The organism is Vibrio sp. Vb1554 (assembly GCF_033344235.1).
The window spans coordinates 235,957-254,645 of sequence record NZ_JAWPOJ010000002.1 but is presented as its reverse complement, the minus strand read 5'-3'; the positions used below and the strand labels follow the sequence as shown (position 1 = coordinate 254,645).

16 protein-coding genes are annotated in these 18,689 nt (G+C 43.1%); 11 read left to right on the top strand and 5 right to left on the bottom strand.

The genetic code is table 11. The annotated features are described in order from the left end of the window. The first annotated feature begins 73 nt into the window (after window positions 1-73). Window positions 74-1,519 carry a PLP-dependent aminotransferase family protein gene (locus tag R8N28_RS03025; RefSeq protein WP_065275178.1) on the top strand — a complete coding sequence of 482 codons (1,446 nt, stop codon included), beginning with the start codon at window positions 74-76 and terminating at the stop codon, window positions 1,517-1,519. On the opposite strand, the gene yjeH is transcribed toward R8N28_RS03025, so the two are convergent. Then, the gene (gene yjeH, locus R8N28_RS03020) at window positions 1,520-2,782 is read right to left on the bottom strand and encodes an L-methionine/branched-chain amino acid transporter (RefSeq protein ID WP_017819874.1); all 1,263 of its coding nucleotides are present in this window, start codon (window positions 2,780-2,782) and stop codon (window positions 1,520-1,522) included. 327 nt (window positions 2,783-3,109) lie between these two features. Here yjeH and R8N28_RS03015 point away from each other — a divergent pair, with 327 nt between their 5' ends. The 4 genes from R8N28_RS03015 (at window position 3,110) to R8N28_RS03000 (ending at window position 5,903) form a co-directional block, all read left to right on the top strand. Further along, entirely contained in the window at window positions 3,110-3,565 is a 456-nt protein-coding gene (locus R8N28_RS03015; RefSeq protein ID WP_005373615.1) for an Lrp/AsnC family transcriptional regulator, read from the top strand. A gap of 40 nt (window positions 3,566-3,605) precedes the next feature. Beyond that, window positions 3,606-4,520 (top strand): LysR family transcriptional regulator, encoded by a 915-nt coding sequence (locus R8N28_RS03010; protein WP_017819875.1) that lies wholly within the window; start codon window positions 3,606-3,608, stop codon window positions 4,518-4,520. Between the two features lie 109 nt (window positions 4,521-4,629). Beyond that, on the top strand, window positions 4,630-5,244 hold the full coding sequence (locus R8N28_RS03005) for a LysE family translocator (RefSeq protein WP_005373611.1): 615 nt from the start codon (window positions 4,630-4,632) through the stop codon (window positions 5,242-5,244). Window positions 5,245-5,573: 329 nt separating this feature from the next. Then, window positions 5,574-5,903, top strand: a complete 330-nt coding sequence (locus R8N28_RS03000; RefSeq protein ID WP_005373609.1) for a hypothetical protein — start codon at window positions 5,574-5,576, stop codon at window positions 5,901-5,903. 125 nt (window positions 5,904-6,028) lie between these two features. On the opposite strand, the gene R8N28_RS02995 is transcribed toward R8N28_RS03000, so the two are convergent. Both R8N28_RS02995 and R8N28_RS02990 read right to left on the bottom strand, forming a co-directional pair. Then, a complete protein-coding gene (locus tag R8N28_RS02995; protein WP_021035939.1) occupies window positions 6,029-6,250 on the bottom strand; it encodes a hypothetical protein in 222 nt (73 codons plus the stop codon). Between the two features lie 240 nt (window positions 6,251-6,490). After that, window positions 6,491-7,924 carry a glyceraldehyde-3-phosphate dehydrogenase gene (locus R8N28_RS02990; RefSeq protein ID WP_065275179.1) on the bottom strand — a complete coding sequence of 478 codons (1,434 nt, stop codon included), beginning with the start codon at window positions 7,922-7,924 and terminating at the stop codon, window positions 6,491-6,493. Between the two features lie 615 nt (window positions 7,925-8,539). Between R8N28_RS02990 and R8N28_RS02985 the strand changes: the two genes are divergently transcribed. Next, window positions 8,540-11,176, top strand: a complete 2,637-nt coding sequence (locus R8N28_RS02985) for an ATP-binding protein (protein ID WP_065275180.1) — start codon at window positions 8,540-8,542, stop codon at window positions 11,174-11,176. A gap of 68 nt (window positions 11,177-11,244) precedes the next feature. Here the strand turns inward: R8N28_RS02985 and R8N28_RS02980 are convergent, their stop codons facing one another. Both R8N28_RS02980 and R8N28_RS02975 read right to left on the bottom strand, forming a co-directional pair. Beyond that, window positions 11,245-12,588, bottom strand: a complete 1,344-nt coding sequence (locus R8N28_RS02980) for an MATE family efflux transporter (protein ID WP_025767935.1) — start codon at window positions 12,586-12,588, stop codon at window positions 11,245-11,247. A gap of 121 nt (window positions 12,589-12,709) precedes the next feature. Beyond that, on the bottom strand, window positions 12,710-13,024 hold the full coding sequence (locus tag R8N28_RS02975) for a DUF496 family protein (RefSeq protein WP_005373603.1): 315 nt from the start codon (window positions 13,022-13,024) through the stop codon (window positions 12,710-12,712). Window positions 13,025-13,244: 220 nt separating this feature from the next. On the opposite strand from R8N28_RS02975, the gene R8N28_RS02970 reads away from it, so the two are divergent. The 5 genes from R8N28_RS02970 (at window position 13,245) to luxQ (ending at window position 18,604) form a co-directional block, all read left to right on the top strand. Beyond that, window positions 13,245-13,469, top strand: coding sequence for a hypothetical protein (locus R8N28_RS02970; RefSeq protein WP_005385630.1), 225 nt, complete (start codon window positions 13,245-13,247; stop codon window positions 13,467-13,469). Window positions 13,470-13,634: 165 nt separating this feature from the next. Next, window positions 13,635-14,285, top strand: a complete 651-nt coding sequence (locus R8N28_RS02965; protein ID WP_054576121.1) for a YceH family protein — start codon at window positions 13,635-13,637, stop codon at window positions 14,283-14,285. After that, a complete protein-coding gene (locus R8N28_RS02960; protein ID WP_053304534.1) occupies window positions 14,282-14,599 on the top strand; it encodes a GIY-YIG nuclease family protein in 318 nt (105 codons plus the stop codon). The genes R8N28_RS02965 and R8N28_RS02960 overlap by 4 nt, the downstream gene beginning before the upstream one ends. Window positions 14,600-14,930: 331 nt before the next feature. After that, on the top strand, window positions 14,931-16,028 hold the full coding sequence (locus R8N28_RS02955; RefSeq protein ID WP_005385634.1) for an autoinducer 2-binding periplasmic protein LuxP: 1,098 nt from the start codon (window positions 14,931-14,933) through the stop codon (window positions 16,026-16,028). Then, entirely contained in the window at window positions 16,028-18,604 is a 2,577-nt protein-coding gene (gene luxQ / locus R8N28_RS02950) for a quorum-sensing autoinducer 2 sensor kinase/phosphatase LuxQ (RefSeq protein WP_065275181.1), read from the top strand. The genes R8N28_RS02955 and luxQ overlap by 1 nt, the downstream gene beginning before the upstream one ends. Window positions 18,605-18,689 lie beyond the last annotated feature (85 nt).

The following is an 18,689-nucleotide window of genomic DNA, read 5'->3' as shown; positions in this document are numbered from 1 at the left end:
GAGCGATTGATCCTCATTCTTTGATTGCAATGTAGCGTTTAACTGGTAGCTTAAAGAGAGCCACTTTTAACTAATGGATGGATCCAGTTTGTCTTTGATTGATATCGGTGACCTGCATTTAAAAGACAGTGATGGAACGCGTCAGCAAGCGTTGTTTTTTGCTATTCGCAAGAAAATTGTTCAAGGACTGTGGATGAAGAATGGGAAGCTGCCTTCTACGCGGAAGCTTTCACAAGAGCTTAATCTAAGTAGGAATACCGTGATTTCTGCCTACGAACAGTTAGTGGCGGAAGGGTACTTGAACAGCCAAAAAGGTTCTGGTTTTTATGTTGCCGTAGAACTGCCAGAGCAGTACTTGCCTGAACCTAGTTCAGTTCAGAGAGACTCATCACCGAAAGCTCACTTTGATATCAACCGCGCATTTGCACCGGGTGTGCCGGATTTGGACGCATTTCCGATGGCGCAATGGCAAAAGTTACTCACTCGCCATATGTCTCGTACTTGCTTGTTGGGGAATCAAGATATTCAGGGCAGTTGGACATTACGCTGTGCTTTAGCTGACTACCTTGCATCTAGCCGTTCAGTGAATTGTTCTCCAGAGCGCATTATTATTACCTCTGGGGCGCAGCAAGCGTTGTCAATTGCGACGATGGTAGTGCTCAAACAAGGTGATAAGGTTCTGATGGAGCAACCAGGTTACGCGCAAATGCGGAAGTTGATTCAGTTCCAAAACTATCAATTTGAGCCTTTGTTCGTAAGAGAGAAATTAGGTTTTGATGTGGAAGCGGTGACCTCAAGCGATGCCGATGCGCTGTATATTACACCAAGTAATCAATATCCGATGGGCACCACACTCAATACCGAGCAAAGAGGAAAGATCATCAACTGGGCGGTCGAACAATCAAGTTGGATCATCGAGGACGATTATGACAGCGAATTTCAGTTTGCTCATCGTCCCTATACCAGTTTACAGGGGCTAGCAGCTCAAATGGGTCGAGATGATCGCGTGTTGTATGTGGGTTCCTTCAGTAAAGTGATGTTTAACGGATTGCGGCTTGGCTACCTTGTAGTTCCTGAACGTTTAGTAGAGCAATGCTTAGTGGTTAAGGACGCGTTAAGTGGTGATTCGCCGACGCATACACAAGAAGCATTGGCAGATTTTATTACTGAAGGTGGGTTATTACGTCATATTCGAAAAATGCGTCGACTGTACAAAACTAAGCATGAACAGATGCATTTATCCATTCAACAGTATTTTGGCGACCGTGTTTGCGTCGTTAGCCAAGCGGCGGGGCTTCATATTACGTTGAAATGGCAAGACGGTATGGATGAGCAGCGTTTTACAAAAATGGCAGAGCATGAAGGGATCATCTTGCGACCTTTGAGCTATTATGAACCCCCAGATTTTCAAGCACGTCACTGGCATGGTGCCGTGCTTGGTTACGGCAATATCGCGTTAGAGAACATAGACGCTGGTATCCAACGTTTAGCTCACATATTTCGAAATGGGAAGCGATGACTATTCAACTACACGTGTTTGTCGCTTATGTCGCCACTGTTTCCAAGGCAGTAAAAGTAGAGTAAAAATGCCAAGTGCATAAAACATTGACCAGCCTAAACATATAAAAACACCGGTACAAAGCAGTAGGGACAGTCCCGCAAGTGTTTTACCAAATCCTCGAAGCAATTTGAAAGCGGCTAACATCGCCAACATGTAAACCAGAACGAATACACTGTTTGCGAGTTTTAGGAAAAACTCCAGATCGAGCTGTGATAGGGTTCCTATCACACAAGATATCAATAATATACCGCCAACTAATATGGTGGCTGAGAAAGGGACACCACGACGTGAAATCTTGGCTAGTGGACTAGAAGGACGATGTTCACGAGCTTGAGCCCAGACCATTCGCGCTAGACTCTGTGTGTATAAGTTAACGCTCGCGAAACAAGCGGAGAAACCTATCAAGCTGATTATCCATTTGGCTCCATCGCCTAGTAGTTGGGCACTAAGCCAGGGGATGGATGCGTTATCAAATTGAGCGTTACCATACGCGCCAAATTTTAAAATAACGACAGAGCATGCCCAATAGGTAGCCCCTGCTACAAAACAACCGACCACAATGGCAATAGGGAAATCTCTTTGAGGGTTTTTGAACTCTTCCCCCATATGGGCAAAAGCCTCTATGCCAACAAAACACCAGAACATCACGCCTAACGCTGCGGTAATAGGCCAAATTGACTCTTGTGTGATGGCGGGCATCACAAGATCGGCGCTGTTAACGTCGCCTTTCCATAAAAATGCGCCAACAAGTGCGAAGACACTCAAAGCAATAAGAGTTTGTAAATGACCTGATGATTTTGTGCCCATCAAGTTGACGAACACAAGTAGTACTACCGTCAGAATTTGTGCAAACAGATTGTTGCTAATAGGCTCTGGCAATATTTGTTGTAGGAAGCCTGCGGCGAGTGCAATCGCGGCCGGAACCCCTACCGGAATGACACTAACAAATAGCCAAGCGACACTACTTTCCAGTTTGGCGTTAAAGGCTTTGCGTACAAAAAAGGCTGTTCCGCCCGCGTTGGGGTATCGTTTACCCAGTTGAGCAAAAGTCAGCGCAATAGGACAAATCGCGATGAACAATAAAATCCAAGCCCATAGTGAAAAATGGCCAGCTATACCTGCTGCGATAGCCGGGATCATAAACAGCCCAGTTCCCATTAATGTGGTGGATAACTGTGCGATACCTGATGTGAGTGAAATGTCTTTTTTGAGCTCTTCCATGCGAATTGATTCATCCAATGTTATGAGGCTTATTACGAAAAAGCTTGTGGCTTCTGGTTATTTCGTTTTATGTGTTTAAGCGATGCTATTTATGTGCTGAGCACTTAAGTTGGGAATTTGATTTCAATGTGTTATCTATTTTCTGTTGAAATGGATAACAGCACTCATCTCATGCCCGCCAAATAGCATATCCAAAATGTTAATAACAAAATGATTTACTAAACCGTCAATATGACGGTTGTTTTAAATAATTCCAACAAAATGTTGGTTTCTTATGCAGTTAGAATCGGTATAGAATGAGAAAAATAAGGAAAGCTTGGTAACGGTATGGACAAGTTTGATCATAAGATTGTGGATCTGCTCAGGCACAACGCTCGGCTGTCGGTGACTGAAATTGCGGATAAAGTAAACCTTTCTCGTTCTGCGGTAACGGCCCGTATTCGTAAGCTAGAGCATGACAAAGTGATTCTAGGGTATCACGCTGAAATTGCACCTTCGGGTGGGGATTCGATTTGCGCCTATTTTGCCTTAAAGTTCGATAAATCAACCTCTACGTATTATTGCGAATCATACGCGGACGAGTTATACAAAATTGATGGCGTAAAATGGTGTCATGCGATCAGCGGTGAGACGGACATGATGGTTTTTGTCGAAGTGCCTACGATGGCTCGCTTGAACGAAATCAGAGATCAAATTCAACGATATCCAGAGCTTCGAAACCTGATGACTCATACCGTCTTAGCTGAATTCTTTAACACGACTGGGAACCTGTTTGTGAAGTGACCATGAATGGATGCCATGTTGAAAACCCTTCTGAGCGAATATGTTAAACAACATTAATTTGAATCTACTTAGATCCTTGCATGTACTTTTAGAGGAGTGTCATGTCAGCCGGACCGCAGACCGTTTGCACATTACGCAGTCTGCCGTCAGTCGACAGCTTGCACAATTGCGCGATCTGTGTGGTGACCCACTGCTTATTCGTCAAGGTAATCAACTGATACCAACGCCACGAGCAATAGCGTTAAAATCAAAGCTTGATGCATTACTGGCTGAGTTTGACCATTTACTCGATGACCAACCTTTTGAGCCGCGGCAGTGGCAAGGTGAGCTTGTTATTGCTTCTAGTGACTACGTGGCGCAATACGTATTGCCCGATATTGCCTCTCACTTGGGTGAACAAGCGCCACAGTTAGATATGGCGTACCGACTGTGGCAACCCAACTTTCTTGATAAACTTCATGAGACGGGCATCCATATCGCGTCTTCTATGTATCCAGAAAAACCACAGAGTGTGTCGAGCGTTAAAATTGGTGAGGATTCATCAGTTTGTTTGATGAAATCTTCTCATCCGTTAGCAAAGCAGGACCAGATCAGTATTGAAGACTTGATTTCATATTCACACATCAAAGTGACTGGCGGCGGAGACAAAGATTCCTACACTGATTTAGCATTGAAAGAGCTAGGGCACACCCGCCACGTTACCTTTAAGGTTCCATTCTTCTCTGCTGCGATCAATCGCTTAGTTGCAAGTGAGCACCTGATGGTGGCTCCTGAACATATTGCCGTTAACCTCGCTAAGCATTGGGACTTAACCCATAAAGCATTACCACTCGAAACACCTATTCATCAATATTGGTTAATGTGGCATCCCAAATACGACACGGATCCTGCGCATAAATGGGTGCGAGAAGAGATTCGCTCAGTAATGCAAATCTCTGAATATTCCATTCGCTAATACGTACACCGTTTAGCTATGACTTGAAGTCATGATTAGTATGAATAACTTTGATTTCTAATTATACCTCTTCCGTTGATAGAGTGAGCGTCAAAGAGGGGAGATTCTTATGACACTAACAGTTTGGTTATCACTTTTTACCGTGTGTTTATTAGGGGCTATGTCACCAGGTCCCAGCTTAGCTATTGTCGCTAAGCACTCGTTGGCTGGTGGACGCATCAATGGATTAGCTACGGCTTGGGCTCATGCGTTTGGCATTGGTATATATGCGTTTATTACCTTGATTGGTCTCGCTGTTGTTTTGCAGCAAAGCCCGATGCTTTTCAAGACGATTAGCCTTGTGGGTGCGGCATATCTTGCGTATTTAGGTTTTAATGCTTTGCGTTCAAAAGGTGGTGTGGCTGCGAAGTTGGAGTCAGGTGAGGAAACAACGGTAATCCAGTCTGCGCGAGAAGGCTTTTTTATCTCGATTTTAAGTCCCAAAATTGCTTTGTTTTTTATCGCATTATTCAGTCAGTTTGTCGCGCTCGGTAATGATTTGAGTAATCAGATGATCATTGTTGCCACGCCGTTTGTTGTGGATGGGCTTTGGTACACCTTTATTACCCTAGTGCTATCGAGCTCTAAAGTCGTTGACAGAATTCGCTCTAAGGCAGTGTTGATTGATCGTTTGTCAGGGGTAGTACTCATGCTGCTGGCTCTTAGAGTGGTCGTAACGGTATAGACAAGCTCGCAAGACAGAAATACTAAAAGCAGCCCGTGTGGCTGCTTTTTTGTCTACTCTCAGTAACCCTTACACAATTTACGTAATTCTGACGCTAAACGTTGCTAAAATTAATATTATCAATAGTGTCACTTTGGTTCATATTCTCATTTGCTGTGAAAGCTACTTTCCAACGCATTGTTATAATGAGAACGATAGCCACTTAACGTTAATACTAACAGTGTCGCATATTAAGTCGAGAGTGCTTTATTGGATAAAAACGGACTTTCCTCTTACTTACCCTATGAAAGGGGTAGAGACTCCATGACCGTTTAGAAGGTGAGAGCAATATGCAAAGAATAGTAGATTTAGCTCCAGTAGTAATTTTGACCAGTGTTTGCAGCGTTGCTTGGATATTCTTTTCAACAAAGAGCATTTGGGTGTTTTTTGAACTGTTTGTATTTACGATGCTTGGCTTTGGCCTTTTGTACGGGTTACTACAAAAGGCTGATCCTAAACACTTTGACTTTGTTTTAAATCACATCGATGAAATTAAGAAGGAAGGCAAAGATGCTTGCCTAAGCGGCGCTCCGAAAGAATCCAACCCATACTCTGGTGTCGATGGTGATTTATGGGAGGCTGGTTACACAGCCTCCTACAACAAAAAGATAAAGCAATAAACCGCTAGGTGTTTATTCAATATTGTGCTTTTCAAAAAAGCACCCTGCCATTTTAAGGACAGGGTGAAAGCAAGAAGTTTCTCAGGAGCGGTCGGGGGAGAGAAACTCATCTAAATCTTATTTACTTACCGGCGAACCTCTTCAAATTCACCTTCAATCGCATCTGCTTTACCTGTATTAAATTCATATTCTTCGTGCATTTCTCTCTGCATTTTCTTGACGCGATTTTCAATACGCTTGCCGGTAATTAATGCTGCGATGGTCAACGGAATCGCAATGATCAAGCTAAATACTAACGTAAAAAAGCCGGTAATCAGTGCTAGTGCAGTTACAATAATCCGATTCATAATCATGACCTCTCTGTAATTTATGTGCTCAGATTAATGCTGTGAACATGAACAAAACATGAATGCTGACGTTCACTTTGTCCGGAGAGTGTCAAATGAATGAAACGAAAAAACGCCTGAGGGTGATCAGGCGTATAAACGGGGAAAAATATTAGTAATGCGCATGGCGCTTATTATTTAGAACAAATATGAGATATTGTCCGCTACGCTATGTGGTTAACGTTGTGGAGCAAAGTTCACCTATCGAGGGAATGTTTGGTAACGAACACCCATCATTTGTTCCATACAGTGCACAACTTGGCAGCTGTAACCGAATTCGTTGTCGTACCAGATGTAAAGTACACAACGCTTGTCTTGTGCGATAGTCGCTTGACCATCTACGACGCCTGCATGGCGAGAGCCAACTAAGTCAGTTGATACAATTTCTGTTGAATCGGTGTAGTCAATCTGTGCCGAAAGCTCAGAGTTCAACGCCATTTCACGCAAGTAATCGTTCAGTGAATCACGGTCTACGTCTTCACCTAAGTTTAGATTAGCGACTGCCATAGAAACGTTTGGTGTCGGTACGCGAATCGCGTTGCCTGTTAGCTTGCCTGCAAGCTCTGGCAATGCTTTAGCAACTGCTTTTGCCGCACCTGTTGAAGTCAGAACCATGTTTAGTGAAGCACTACGTCCGCGACGGTCACCAGAGTGGAAGTTGTCGATCAAATTTTGGTCGTTTGTGTATGAGTGCACGGTTTCAATATGGCCAGAAAGAACACCATATTTATCGTTCAGAGCCTTAAGGACTGGCGTGATTGAATTTGTTGTACAGCTTGCCGCAGAGATGATGGTGTCATCTTCTTTAATTACCGACTCATTTACACCGAATACAACGTTTTTGATGTCACCTTTACCTGGTGCTGTTAGCAGTACTTTCTCTGCGCCTTGACACGCTAAGTGTTGGCTCAGGCCTTCAGAATCACGCCAAACACCTGTGTTATCAACAACTAGCGCGTTATTGATACCGAAAGCTGAATAGTCTACTTCGCTTGGGTTATTTGCGTAGATAATTTGGATGTAGTTGCCGTTAACGATCAGTGCTTTACGCTCTTCATCGATAACAATACTACCGTTGAACTGGCCGTGAACTGAGTCACGACGCAGCAGGCTAGCACGCTTCTCCAAATCGCCTTTTTTACCGCCACGAACCACAATCGCACGTAGTCTTAGTGGGTAACCTGGACCACTTTTCTCAATGAGAAGGCGAGTAAGTAGTCGACCAATGCGACCGAACCCGTAAAGAACCACATCACGCGCTTTCAGTGAAGAATCTGCGTCGCGAGCGCCATCAAGTGCAGTGATAAGGAAATCGTTTAGAGAGCTTGTATCGTCATGTTCATTCCAGTACATAGTTGCCAATTGGCCAACATCGACACGGCATGAAGAAATGCTCATTTCACAAAGCGCTTGAATAATAGGCATCGTGTGCTCAAGCGAAAGTGGGTTACCGGTATAACGTCTTGCAACGCGATGAGTTTTGAGAATGTCTATAGTAGTAGCATTAATAAGCGTTTTACCAAACAGAACCACTTCGATTCCTTTTTGACGATATAGCTTACCAATTAGAGGGGAAATAGATTCAGCAATCGTTTGGCTAGTTTGCCAGTCTTGGAGATATTTCTCTGGACTCATTGTTGTATTAGACCTTTCACGTTTTGGGGGCTAACCATACTCTCTGCTGTTGCCTCTTCGGCAGCGTGCAAGAGTGTGGTGGGTTATGTAATCGGGTTGTAATAGTTATGTGTGCGGATTCTAAGGTCGGAGTCCTTATTCTGCTAGGAAAATTAAATCCAGTGTAAAACACTACTTAAGGGGACGTTAGTGGTGGATTAATGTGACTAAAGCAGTGGTTTTCACGTATTGACATTTAGAAAGTAACTTACTTTTTTTGCGATGATAACGTTTGCTTTCAAATTAGTTTTGTTGACAAAAATGGATGTTTTGCATTTTTGTGTGATTTGACTCGATAAGGCAACTCAATAGGTAAACATACAATAGATGATTTCCTGAAAAGTGATGCGACTCTTAGTTGTGAGTGAAATTTTATTGTTTGCATCCAACTTTAAGATCAAAAAACATGACTTAAATCACAATTTCTACTGCATTAGCCGATGATAAAATAGTCACAATAACCATAATCTAGGTAGGTGAATGTTGTTTGAAAGTAACAATGTCGTATATGCCTTTCAATGTAAGAAACTAGTCTAATATTAAATAAACGGATGAAATCAACCATTAGGCTGATGGATGTTGAGATTATCAATAAAAACACGCTTAGCACTCCTCGCACTACTACCCGCTGTGGTAATAGTGGTATTTGCAGTTCAGCAGTTTTCTGATAATGCGTTGCGCGTGAGCCGTCTCAATCAAACGGTTAGCAATATTCAAGGTTTCCAATTGATATCCAAGGCCTCCCACTTTATTTACTCCATAGAGAAAGTACGCCGACAGCCTGATCTTCAAGTCTCTGCAGCCATTAATATTGAAGAACAAGGTGAAGTTATTTCTTCTTTGCATCAAAAGTTTGTGAGTAACCCTAATACTGCTGAGTATGCTGATGAACTGAAAGAAGCCATGCTGGGGGTATTGTCAGGTAGATTGAGTGAGATGGACGACCTGGGTGATTGGGCATTTCAACAGCTCCAAAATATGTCGCGCTCTTTGTTGCAAAATCATCAATGGTATGGCAGTGACGATGGCATTCGCATGCAAAATTTTATTGCCTACCTTGCTCAGCTCTCTTTTTGGACACAGAAAGAAGCTTGGCTGACGAACCGTTTAGTCCAAGACCCTAAGAGTCGGCTAAGTCAAAGCATGTTTTATCAGGCGATTGACCGACAGCAGCAAAATTTGGATGCGTTTTTAAACTTAGGTGGGTCATACGAGCAAGTGGATAAATTGCTTGGCTTGTTTACTTCGCCGAGATATCAGAGAAACTTGGCGTCTCGTGGACAATTAATGTCAGGAGACATGTCACAAAGTGACTACGCCGCATATTTAAAAGAACTCGATTTTCGTGTGCAGCGCTTACAAGTGCTCATTGATGGGTTCACCAAACAAACTGAGCAGTCGCTTCTCACGCAGGTTCATGAACAAAAGGCCAATATAGCGGTGATCAGTTTTGGCGTTGCCTTAGTGGTTATCCTGCTTTGTTGGCTCGGATTTAGTACTTGGTTCCGAGTTAACAGCAAACTCGATGCGATCATTCATACTTTAAACGCGTTGATCAACTCCGAAGAGAAGCAAACAAAAGTCAAAGTTGATGGAAGTGATGAACTGACCATTTTTGCTCAGCAAGTGAATCGAGTGGTTGAAGAAATGCAGAGACAAACTGAAGAAATACTGCATGCAAAAGAGTCAGCAGTATCGGCTAATCGTGCAAAATCTGTGTTTCTTGCCAACATGTCACATGAAATACGCACGCCCCTTAACGGGATCATGGGCATGACAGAAATACTCTCTCAAAGTGAGTTGTCTTCGCATCAACAAGAAGTTGTTGATGACATTGACTCCTCATCTCAAACACTGCTTACTTTACTTAACGATATATTGGATCTCTCTAAAATCGAGTCTGGACGATTGGAGCTGTCACTAGTAGAAGCGGATATCCGAGAAGTCGTGTATCAGTCGGTGATTTTATTCCAATCCAAAGCAACATCTAAACAGCTAAAGTTAGGTATTAATTTAGCTGAAAATATCCCCATTCGCGTGATGGTCGATGATCATCGTGTCAAACAGGTAGTTACGAATCTGGTATCGAATGCGGTTAAGTTTACCGAAAGTGGGCATGTATGCGTTGATGTTAGTTATGAGGAATTACTTGAGAAAGAACGTGGAGTGCTGACGTTTAAAGTAGAAGATACCGGAATAGGCATTGATCAAGATAAGTTAACCACGATTTTTGAACCCTTTACTCAGGAAGATGAAGGAGTGTCGAGGCAATTTGGCGGTACAGGGTTGGGTTTGGCAATTTGTTGTCAGCTTGTGTCGATGATGGGGGGCAAGCTCGTAGCAACATCTACAAAAGGAGTGGGCACATGCTTTGAATTCTCGATTGAGGTTGAAGCAATTCCGGTGTTTGGCTGGCGTTCGGAGGTGATTAATAAAGGGCTTTTGATCTGCTCAAATTACGACTACGCCGACCAAGTATTAAAAGAGTGTCGCTTAGCGAAAATCAATCTCTTTGGTGTTAATAATGTGAATGAAGTGCAAGCGATAAATGATGACTTTGATGTCATATTTCTGTGCCACAGTAACGACGCTAATACCGATGAAATCTTGGATAATCTATCATTTAATTACGATCTTCGCCGTGTGATTATTTGCCAGCATCATTTATCCACTCCCTACGAAAATGCAGAAAAAGTACATGCCGTACTCACATTACCTTTCCTTGGCAATCGATTTAAGCATGTCATTGATGATTTAGCTAAGGTTGAAAAGACTATATCAAGTGACAATGTCACCAATAATGTTGTCAGCTCTGAATATCGAGCGTCGCGCTCTCATCGGAGGATCTTAATTGCGGAGGATAACTTGATGAACCAGAAAATAGCGAGTTTCTTTCTGGATAAAGCAGGTTATGACTATTTGATAACAAGCAACGGTCAAGAAGCGTTAGAAGCCATCACAAAGGGAGAAGAATTCGATGCAATTTTAATGGACTGCATGATGCCCGTGATGGATGGACTGACCGCGACGAAAGAAATTCGTCGTTGGGAAAAGAAAGCAGGACGTGAAAAAACGATGATTATCGCACTCACTGCGAGTGTTTTGGAAGAAGACATCCACAACTGTTTTGCGGCAGGCATGGATGCTTATTTACCTAAGCCGTATAAATCGAACCAGTTATTTGAGCTCTTTAGTGAATTAAAACTCGCCTAGCTAACATTTCAACTTAGACAAGGCGTCAAAACGATAAAGCCCCACTTCAGGGGCTTAGTTCTGATTATTCATTGTTGTGCGTTGGCTTGCGCGCCTGCGAGTTTGCGTATGGTTTGGCGATAGGTTAGGTATGCGGAAACACCAGCTAACAGGTTGCCGATACAAGCGCCTAAGAGTAAACCTCGGATTCCATCCATTTGAGCGCCAACCCACAAGCACGGTAGGAAAAAGACAAACAAGCGCAGCGCTGAAATGGTGAGCGCGGTGTAAGATTTGCCTAATGCATTACAAAGAGAAACCATTAGCATACAAACCCCTAATGAACCCAAACTGATCGGCACTATCAGTAAATGCATTTCCAAGACTTGCTCCACTTGCACATCACTTGTCATCAATAATGCGAGTGGGTTTGCGACGGCAAATGTAATGGCAGCAATCAAAAGTTGGAAACCTAGAATGAATTTTACGGCAATACTGACGAGCCTTTGGATATCTTCATAGTTCTTTGCTCCAAGTAAGCGTCCAACCATTGGAGGCATAGACATTGTCAGCGCCAAGACCGAAACGATAGCAAAGAACTCATAGCGTGAACCAAGCGCCCAAGCGGCGACTGCTGCGGTTCCAAAGCTTGCCAATAATTTTGTTGCTAGCATGGAAGACAACGGTGGCAGCAGTTGGCTAATCATCGCGGGGCCCATAATGTTACCGATAGATGCAACACTTTTGGCTACGTTAAGATCTTGCCATTGTGTCGTTGCCCAGTGATTCTTCTTCACGCGAGGAGCGACGACTAAAATACCAAACCCAAAAGCGACGATGGTTGCTATTGCCGCTCCGTTAATACCCAAGTCAAACGTGAAAATAAATAGCGGATCGAGTACAAGGTTCACGCCGCTGGTTATCATCATCATTGTGCCAGGTAACATTGTATTGCCATTAGCTCGGCAGATACTGTAATAAAAATACAAAACCGCACCAGTCCATGAGCTTAATAACCACCAAGGCCAGTAACTGTCGATTATCGGCATAACAGATTCTGGAGCGCTTAATAGAGCTAAAATGGGGTAGCGCAAAAGCCAAATTAGCCCGCCAAAAATAGCGACACCAATTGAGCCGATCATCAATACTAATCCGCCAAGTTGTTTGGCATACCGACTTTCATTCGCTCCAAGAGCTTTAGAAATGACCGCTGTCGTTGCGATTCCTAGACCGACTTGAATGCCGATAATGACCATTTGCAAAGGCAGAGTGAAACCTTGAGCGGCTAACGGTAAAACGCCGAGCTGACCGATAAACGCGCTATCCACAAGCTGAAAGCTCATTAAAGACAGAACGCCAAATAGCATTGGCCAGGTCATCGTAAATAATTGTTTTGCAAGCGTTGGTTGTGTACTTGTCGTAGTTGAAGACATAGAAAGCTGAATGCGTTAGGAATAAGAGTTAGATTGATTGTACACGGCGGTTAGTTTAGAGACAAAAATAAACCCCGAGGAAGATATTCTTGCTCGGGGTTCGAAAATCTAGCTTACGCGTTTATTTTTTGCCGCTAGTTTGCTTGTCTTCTTCAGTCAGCTCACGAATGCGACGGCTGATGTCGCGACGTGCTTTAGAGATCTCAGCGCTTTTAATGATGTGGTCATCAACACGATCTTCATAGTCTGCTTTCATATTTTTGATGATTGCGACGATTTCATCGTGAGTCATTTCTGGTTTGATGTAGTCTAGAAGGTTTTCTAGAAGATCAACACGTTTGCGGTTATCACGAACTTTCTTCTCGTTATCAAGAAGCTCACGTTTTAGTTTGTTTTTACGACGAGCTTGGTTAACGATTTCAAATACGCTACTCATAGTTCTCTTTCCTAATTTTATGAATATCTTCCTCGATTAAAGCACAACATCCAGTGGCATAACAGTCTTTAGATCAATAGCAATGCAGAGTTGAACATTTCTCAACCAATTGCGCTGTGTCCATATAATCGTGCTGCTTTCTTCGAGTTTTGGCCAACATTGTAGAATCCATCGATTCATTGTCATAACGTGGCCTTCACTATATTATCAACACCATTGAATGCAAAATGATGAACTTGATATGGACTCTGGTAACACTGCGGAGCAAGTAAATAGTCAAGATAATGAGCAAGTCACTCGCTCTGTGGCTGAAAAGTTAAAAACGGCGTATATCAACGCTCGCGAGCAACTCGAAATCATCGAAGTTGAGCTTAATCGTTCAAAAATAATGATGGTCGACCAAGATGGCAATTTGACGAGAGTGCCGATTCTCTCGGAGCATTGATACCTGACCCTATTCGTAAGGGGTGTCAGGTCTTACGCTATGCTTTAGCCTGACACCAACACCTGAACCGCTAACGCTTCTTGCACTGCTGTGTGAATTTATGGCGTATGATTTCGAAGCGATTTAGGTACAAAGTCAAATGCAAAAATAATAAGGAAATGCATTATGAAAGTTGAGCTAACGGCAATTGAAGCACGAGTTATTGGTTGCTTGATCGAAAAAGAAGTCACTACCCCAGATCTTTACCCCCTCAGCCTAAACGCATTAACCAACGCGTGTAATCAAAAAAGCAACCGTGATCCCGTGATGTCACTATCTGAGTCAGACGTTCTCGATGCCGTTGATGCTCTTATTGAGCGCAGGCTCGTCAGTGACGAAAGTGCGTTCAACAGCCGCGTCAGCAAGTATCAACACCGTTTCTGTAATACGGAATTTGGTGATTTAAAGCTGACAGAGCAGGAGAAGGGCATTGTATGCTGTATGCTTTTGCGCGGTGCTCAAACACCTGGGGAAATTCGTACTCGTACTAATCGTCTCGCGACATTTCATGATGTAAAAGAAGTGGAAACGGTCCTTGAGCATTTAGCAAGCGAAGAGAAAGGACCATTAGTGGTCAAATTACCACGTGAGGCTGGTAAGCGGGAGTCGCGTTATATGCATTTGTTCTGTGGTGATGTTGATGCGTCCGAACTTGCAGCGCCTGTGTCTGCTGCAATCTCGAGCTCCGATCGAGTAAGTCAGCTAGAGCTCGAAGTCGCTCAGCTGAAAGAAGAGCTGGATGAATTAAAAGCTAAGGTTGAGTCACTGCTTTCATGATGGAAAATACAACGCAGCGTTGGAGTGTCTATCTGATACGAAATAACCGCAACGCGTTGTATTGTGGTGTTACCAATGATGTTGAACGAAGATTCAATCAGCACCAAACCGGAAAAGGAGCGAAAGCTTTGAAGGGAAAAGGCCCTTTGGTATTGGAATGGTCATCGGATTTTGAGTCAAAGACGCTTGCCATGCGAGCAGAGTACTATATTAAGCAACTAACTAAAGCGAAAAAAGAGCTGCTCGTTATGTCAAAAGCAAATATTGTCGTCGACGAACATCAACAAATGATGTTAGAGATAGTGGCACTCTGATAAGCCCTTGCTACGCAAAGATACACGGAAACCGCCCATGTCACATTGGCGGTTTCTTTTTGTTTTTGGAGTACCATGTAGGAATAAACTGACGCATAATGGGCTGGTGTTCTGTTTACAGGTCCTGAATATGAAAAGCGCGAAATGTCTTTGCGTCATCGAGATAAAGGAAGCGACTCAATGTACTTTCATTTGCATCCACTCAGACCAAGAACTAATTTACTATTGAAACAGGCACTAAGAGGAAGGTAGATTACAAGAGTATAGGATGACTCGGCTAGGTAATGAATAGAGCTGAATTAGGCTCATAAAAAAGCTAAAAGAGCAGTAGATGAAAAAAGCGTTAGTATTCTCCCTGATTTCAATGGCCGCTTTTGCGCCGAATGTGCAGGCCACCCAAGTTCTTAATGGGTATTGGGCATATCAAGAGTTTTTAGACCAGTTTCCACAACAGAAGCAGCTAACTAGTGCGTTGGCTGAAGTGGTAAGAGAAACCCCTGTACCCGTAGCAAAAGACAAAAAGCGTCCACTGAAAATTTCTGTTGTTTATCCAGGGCAGCAGATCTCTGATTATTGGATTCGAAACATCGACGCGTTTGAAAAACGCCTAGATAAGCTTGATATCGACTATCAGCTAAATCAAGTGTTTACTCGTCCTAATGCAGATATAAAGCAGCAAAGTTTGTCTTTAATGGAGGCGCTGAAAAGCAACTCCGATTACTTGATCTTTACTCTAGATACCACAAGACATCGTAAGTTTGTTGAGCATGTCTTAGATTCAAAGAAAACCAAGTTAATTTTACAAAATATCACCACACCTGTTAGGGATTGGGAACATCATCAGCCGTTTCTTTATGTTGGTTTCGACCACGCAGAAGGAAGTCGTGAATTGGCCGTTGAGTTTGGCAAGCGTTTCCCTAAACATAGCCACTATAGTGTTCTCTACTTCTCAGAGGGCTACATTAGTGACATCAGAGGCAACACTTTTATCAACCAAGTGAACCGCGATAATCAATTTGAACTACAATCTGCTTACTACACCAAAGCAACAAAGCAATCTGGGTATGAAGCTGCAAAAGCCAGTTTGGAGAAGTATCCGGACGTTGACTTCATTTACGCGTGTTCTACCGATGTAGCATTAGGTGCTGTTGACGCTCTTAAAGAGTTAGGTCGTGATGATGTCATGATCAATGGTTGGGGCGGCGGTTCAGCAGAGTTAGAGGCGCTTTCTAAAGGGGAGTTAGACGTTACCGTTATGCGTATGAACGATGATACAGGTATTGCAATGGCTGAGGCCATTAAGTGGGATTTAGAAGGAAAGCCAGTTCCCACCGTTTACTCTGGTGATTTTGAAGTCGTTACCAAATCGGACTCTCCAGAAAGAATTGAAGCATTAAGAAAACGTGCATTTAGATACTCAGATAATTGATGACAACTACATCAAAAACAAGAAAGCGTCGCTCACTGTCGACGCTTATTACCAAAATAATTATTCTCGTACTTGCTCCGATCATTCTAGGCATCTTTGTTCAGAGTTATTACTTCTCGAAGCAGATTATTTGGCAGGAAGTCGACCGAACCAAGCAGCAGACCTCTGCCCTGATCCTGAACATTTTTGATAGCCATTTTGCAGCGATTCAGATTCATCACAACAGCAATTCGAAAAGTGATGTTGTATTGGATTTTTATACAGAACGTGATGAAGAGGCACTCAATTACTTTTTCATGAGTATTGACCAGAGTGATCCTTCCCATACACCAGAGTTTCGTTTCCTAACCGATCATCAAGGTATTATTTGGGACGATGGCAACGCGCATTTCTATGGCATCAACAACCTGATACTTAGCCGACTTGCCAGTCAGGTGACCTTTAGCAACAACTGGTATTATCTACCCTCACAGACCCCGATGGGAGCTCGCCATCTGTTACTTCGTCGCGTACCCGTTTTACAACCTAAAACCGGTGAAGTGATGGGGTACTCTTACAATGTTGTTGTTTTAGATAATAACTTTGGGTTGATGGAAAGGTTAAAAAATGAAGGCAACGTCGACAATGTTGTGTTGGTCGCTAACAACACACCATTGGCAAGCTCATTAGTAGGAGATGAGGCTTATCAAATATTTGACGTACTCAAACGACGAGAGTCCCAGCACAAGCTTGACCAATTATTGATCATCAAAACCCCTATTGAGGTAAATGCCGCCGAGACTGACTTGTGCTTGCTTACTGTGCAAGACAATCAGAGCGTGGTGACATTGCAAATCCAACACCTGTTAGCAATGCTAGCCTCAGTTATCGGTATGGTCATGATTGCGCTGATGACTAAAGAATGGATCGAGAATCGAGTAGTTGAAGAGTTAGGATCCCTGATGGCATATACCCGCTCGGCTCGTGAAGAAAAAGGATTTGAGCGTTTTGAGGGGTCAGATATTGAGGAATTCGATCATATTGGTTCGACACTAGAAAACACTTTTGAAGAGCTTGAAGCACAAAAGCGGTCTTTCCGCGACCTGTTTAACTTTGCGTTATCACCTATTATGGTGTGGTCTGAATCGGGCGTACTTGTCCAAATCAATCCGGCAGCACGCAAAGAGTTAGTCATGGAAAACGATGTTGAAACCATGCACCCAGTGTTCAAAGGTTTCAAAGAAAAGTTGATGCCACACCTTCGCATGGCGGCTCAGGGAGCTACGTTGACAGGCGTTAATGTGCCAATTGGAGACAAAGTATATCGCTGGAACTTATCGCCGATTCGAGTTGATGGAGATATTAGCGGTATTATTGTTCAAGGTCAGGATATAACCACGCTTATTGAGGCGGAAAAACAGAGTAACTTGGCGCGCAAAGAAGCAGAAAAATCTGCTCAAGCCCGTGCCGACTTTCTGGCTAAAATGAGCCATGAGATCCGAACGCCAATCAATGGAATTTTAGGGGTTGCTCAATTGCTAAAAGACTCTGTGGAAACAGAAGAGCAGAATAACCAAATTGACGTACTTCGACATAGTGGTGAGCACTTACTTGCTGTTTTGAATGATATTTTGGACTTTTCGAAGATTGAGCAGGGTAAGTTTAATATCCAAAAGCACCCGTTTTCTTTCACTGATACAATTCGAACGTTAGAAAACATTTATCGTCCTATTTGTGAAAGTAAAGGCGTCAACCTTGTTATTGAAAACAAAATAGATCCCAATGTTGAAATCTTTACTGACCAAGTTCGTCTGAACCAAATTTTATTCAACCTAGTCAGTAACTCAGTAAAGTTTACGCCCTCGGGTAGCGTGCGCTTGCATGCTGAACTTGAGCAGTTCTATGGCGCTGACAATAGCGTGCTGGTCGTGGAAATTACGGATACAGGTATCGGCATCGAGTCTGACAAACTCGACCAAATGTTCGAACCTTTTGTTCAAGAAGAAGCAACAACGACTCGAGAATACGGTGGCAGTGGCTTAGGGCTGACCATTGTGAAGAGCCTTGTCGACATGCTGGAAGGTGATGTTCAAGTCCGCAGTCAGAAAGGCTTAGGAACGACTTTTGTCATTACAATGCCAGTGAAAGATCGTGAGCGAGTACTCACCCCTCTTGATTCGAGTTTGCGAGTTAAGCCAGGTGAACTATTTGCAGAGAGTCTCAAAGTGTTGTTGGTAGAGGATAACCATACTAACGCATTCATTCTAAAAGCGTTTTGTAACAAGTACAAAATGCAGGTTGATTGGGCGAAAGATGGGTTAGAAGCAATGGAATTCTTAAAAGATCATACTTACGATTTGATACTGATGGACAACCAACTTCCGCATCTTGGTGGAATTGAAACGACCAAAGAGATCCGACAAAAGCTAAAACTAGGCACGCCAATTTATGCGTGTACTGCTGACACCGCGAAAGAAACCAGTGACGCCTTTATGGAATCGGGTGCGAATTACGTGCTTCTCAAGCCGATTAAAGAAAATGCGCTCCATGAAGCATTTGTGGATTTTAAGCAGCGGTTCTTAGTCGAGCGAACATGAATAATTGGCTCACTACGAGATAACCCAATTATTCATTATCTGAAAAGCACAACACCATGACTGTGGGTTGTGCTTTTTTGTATCT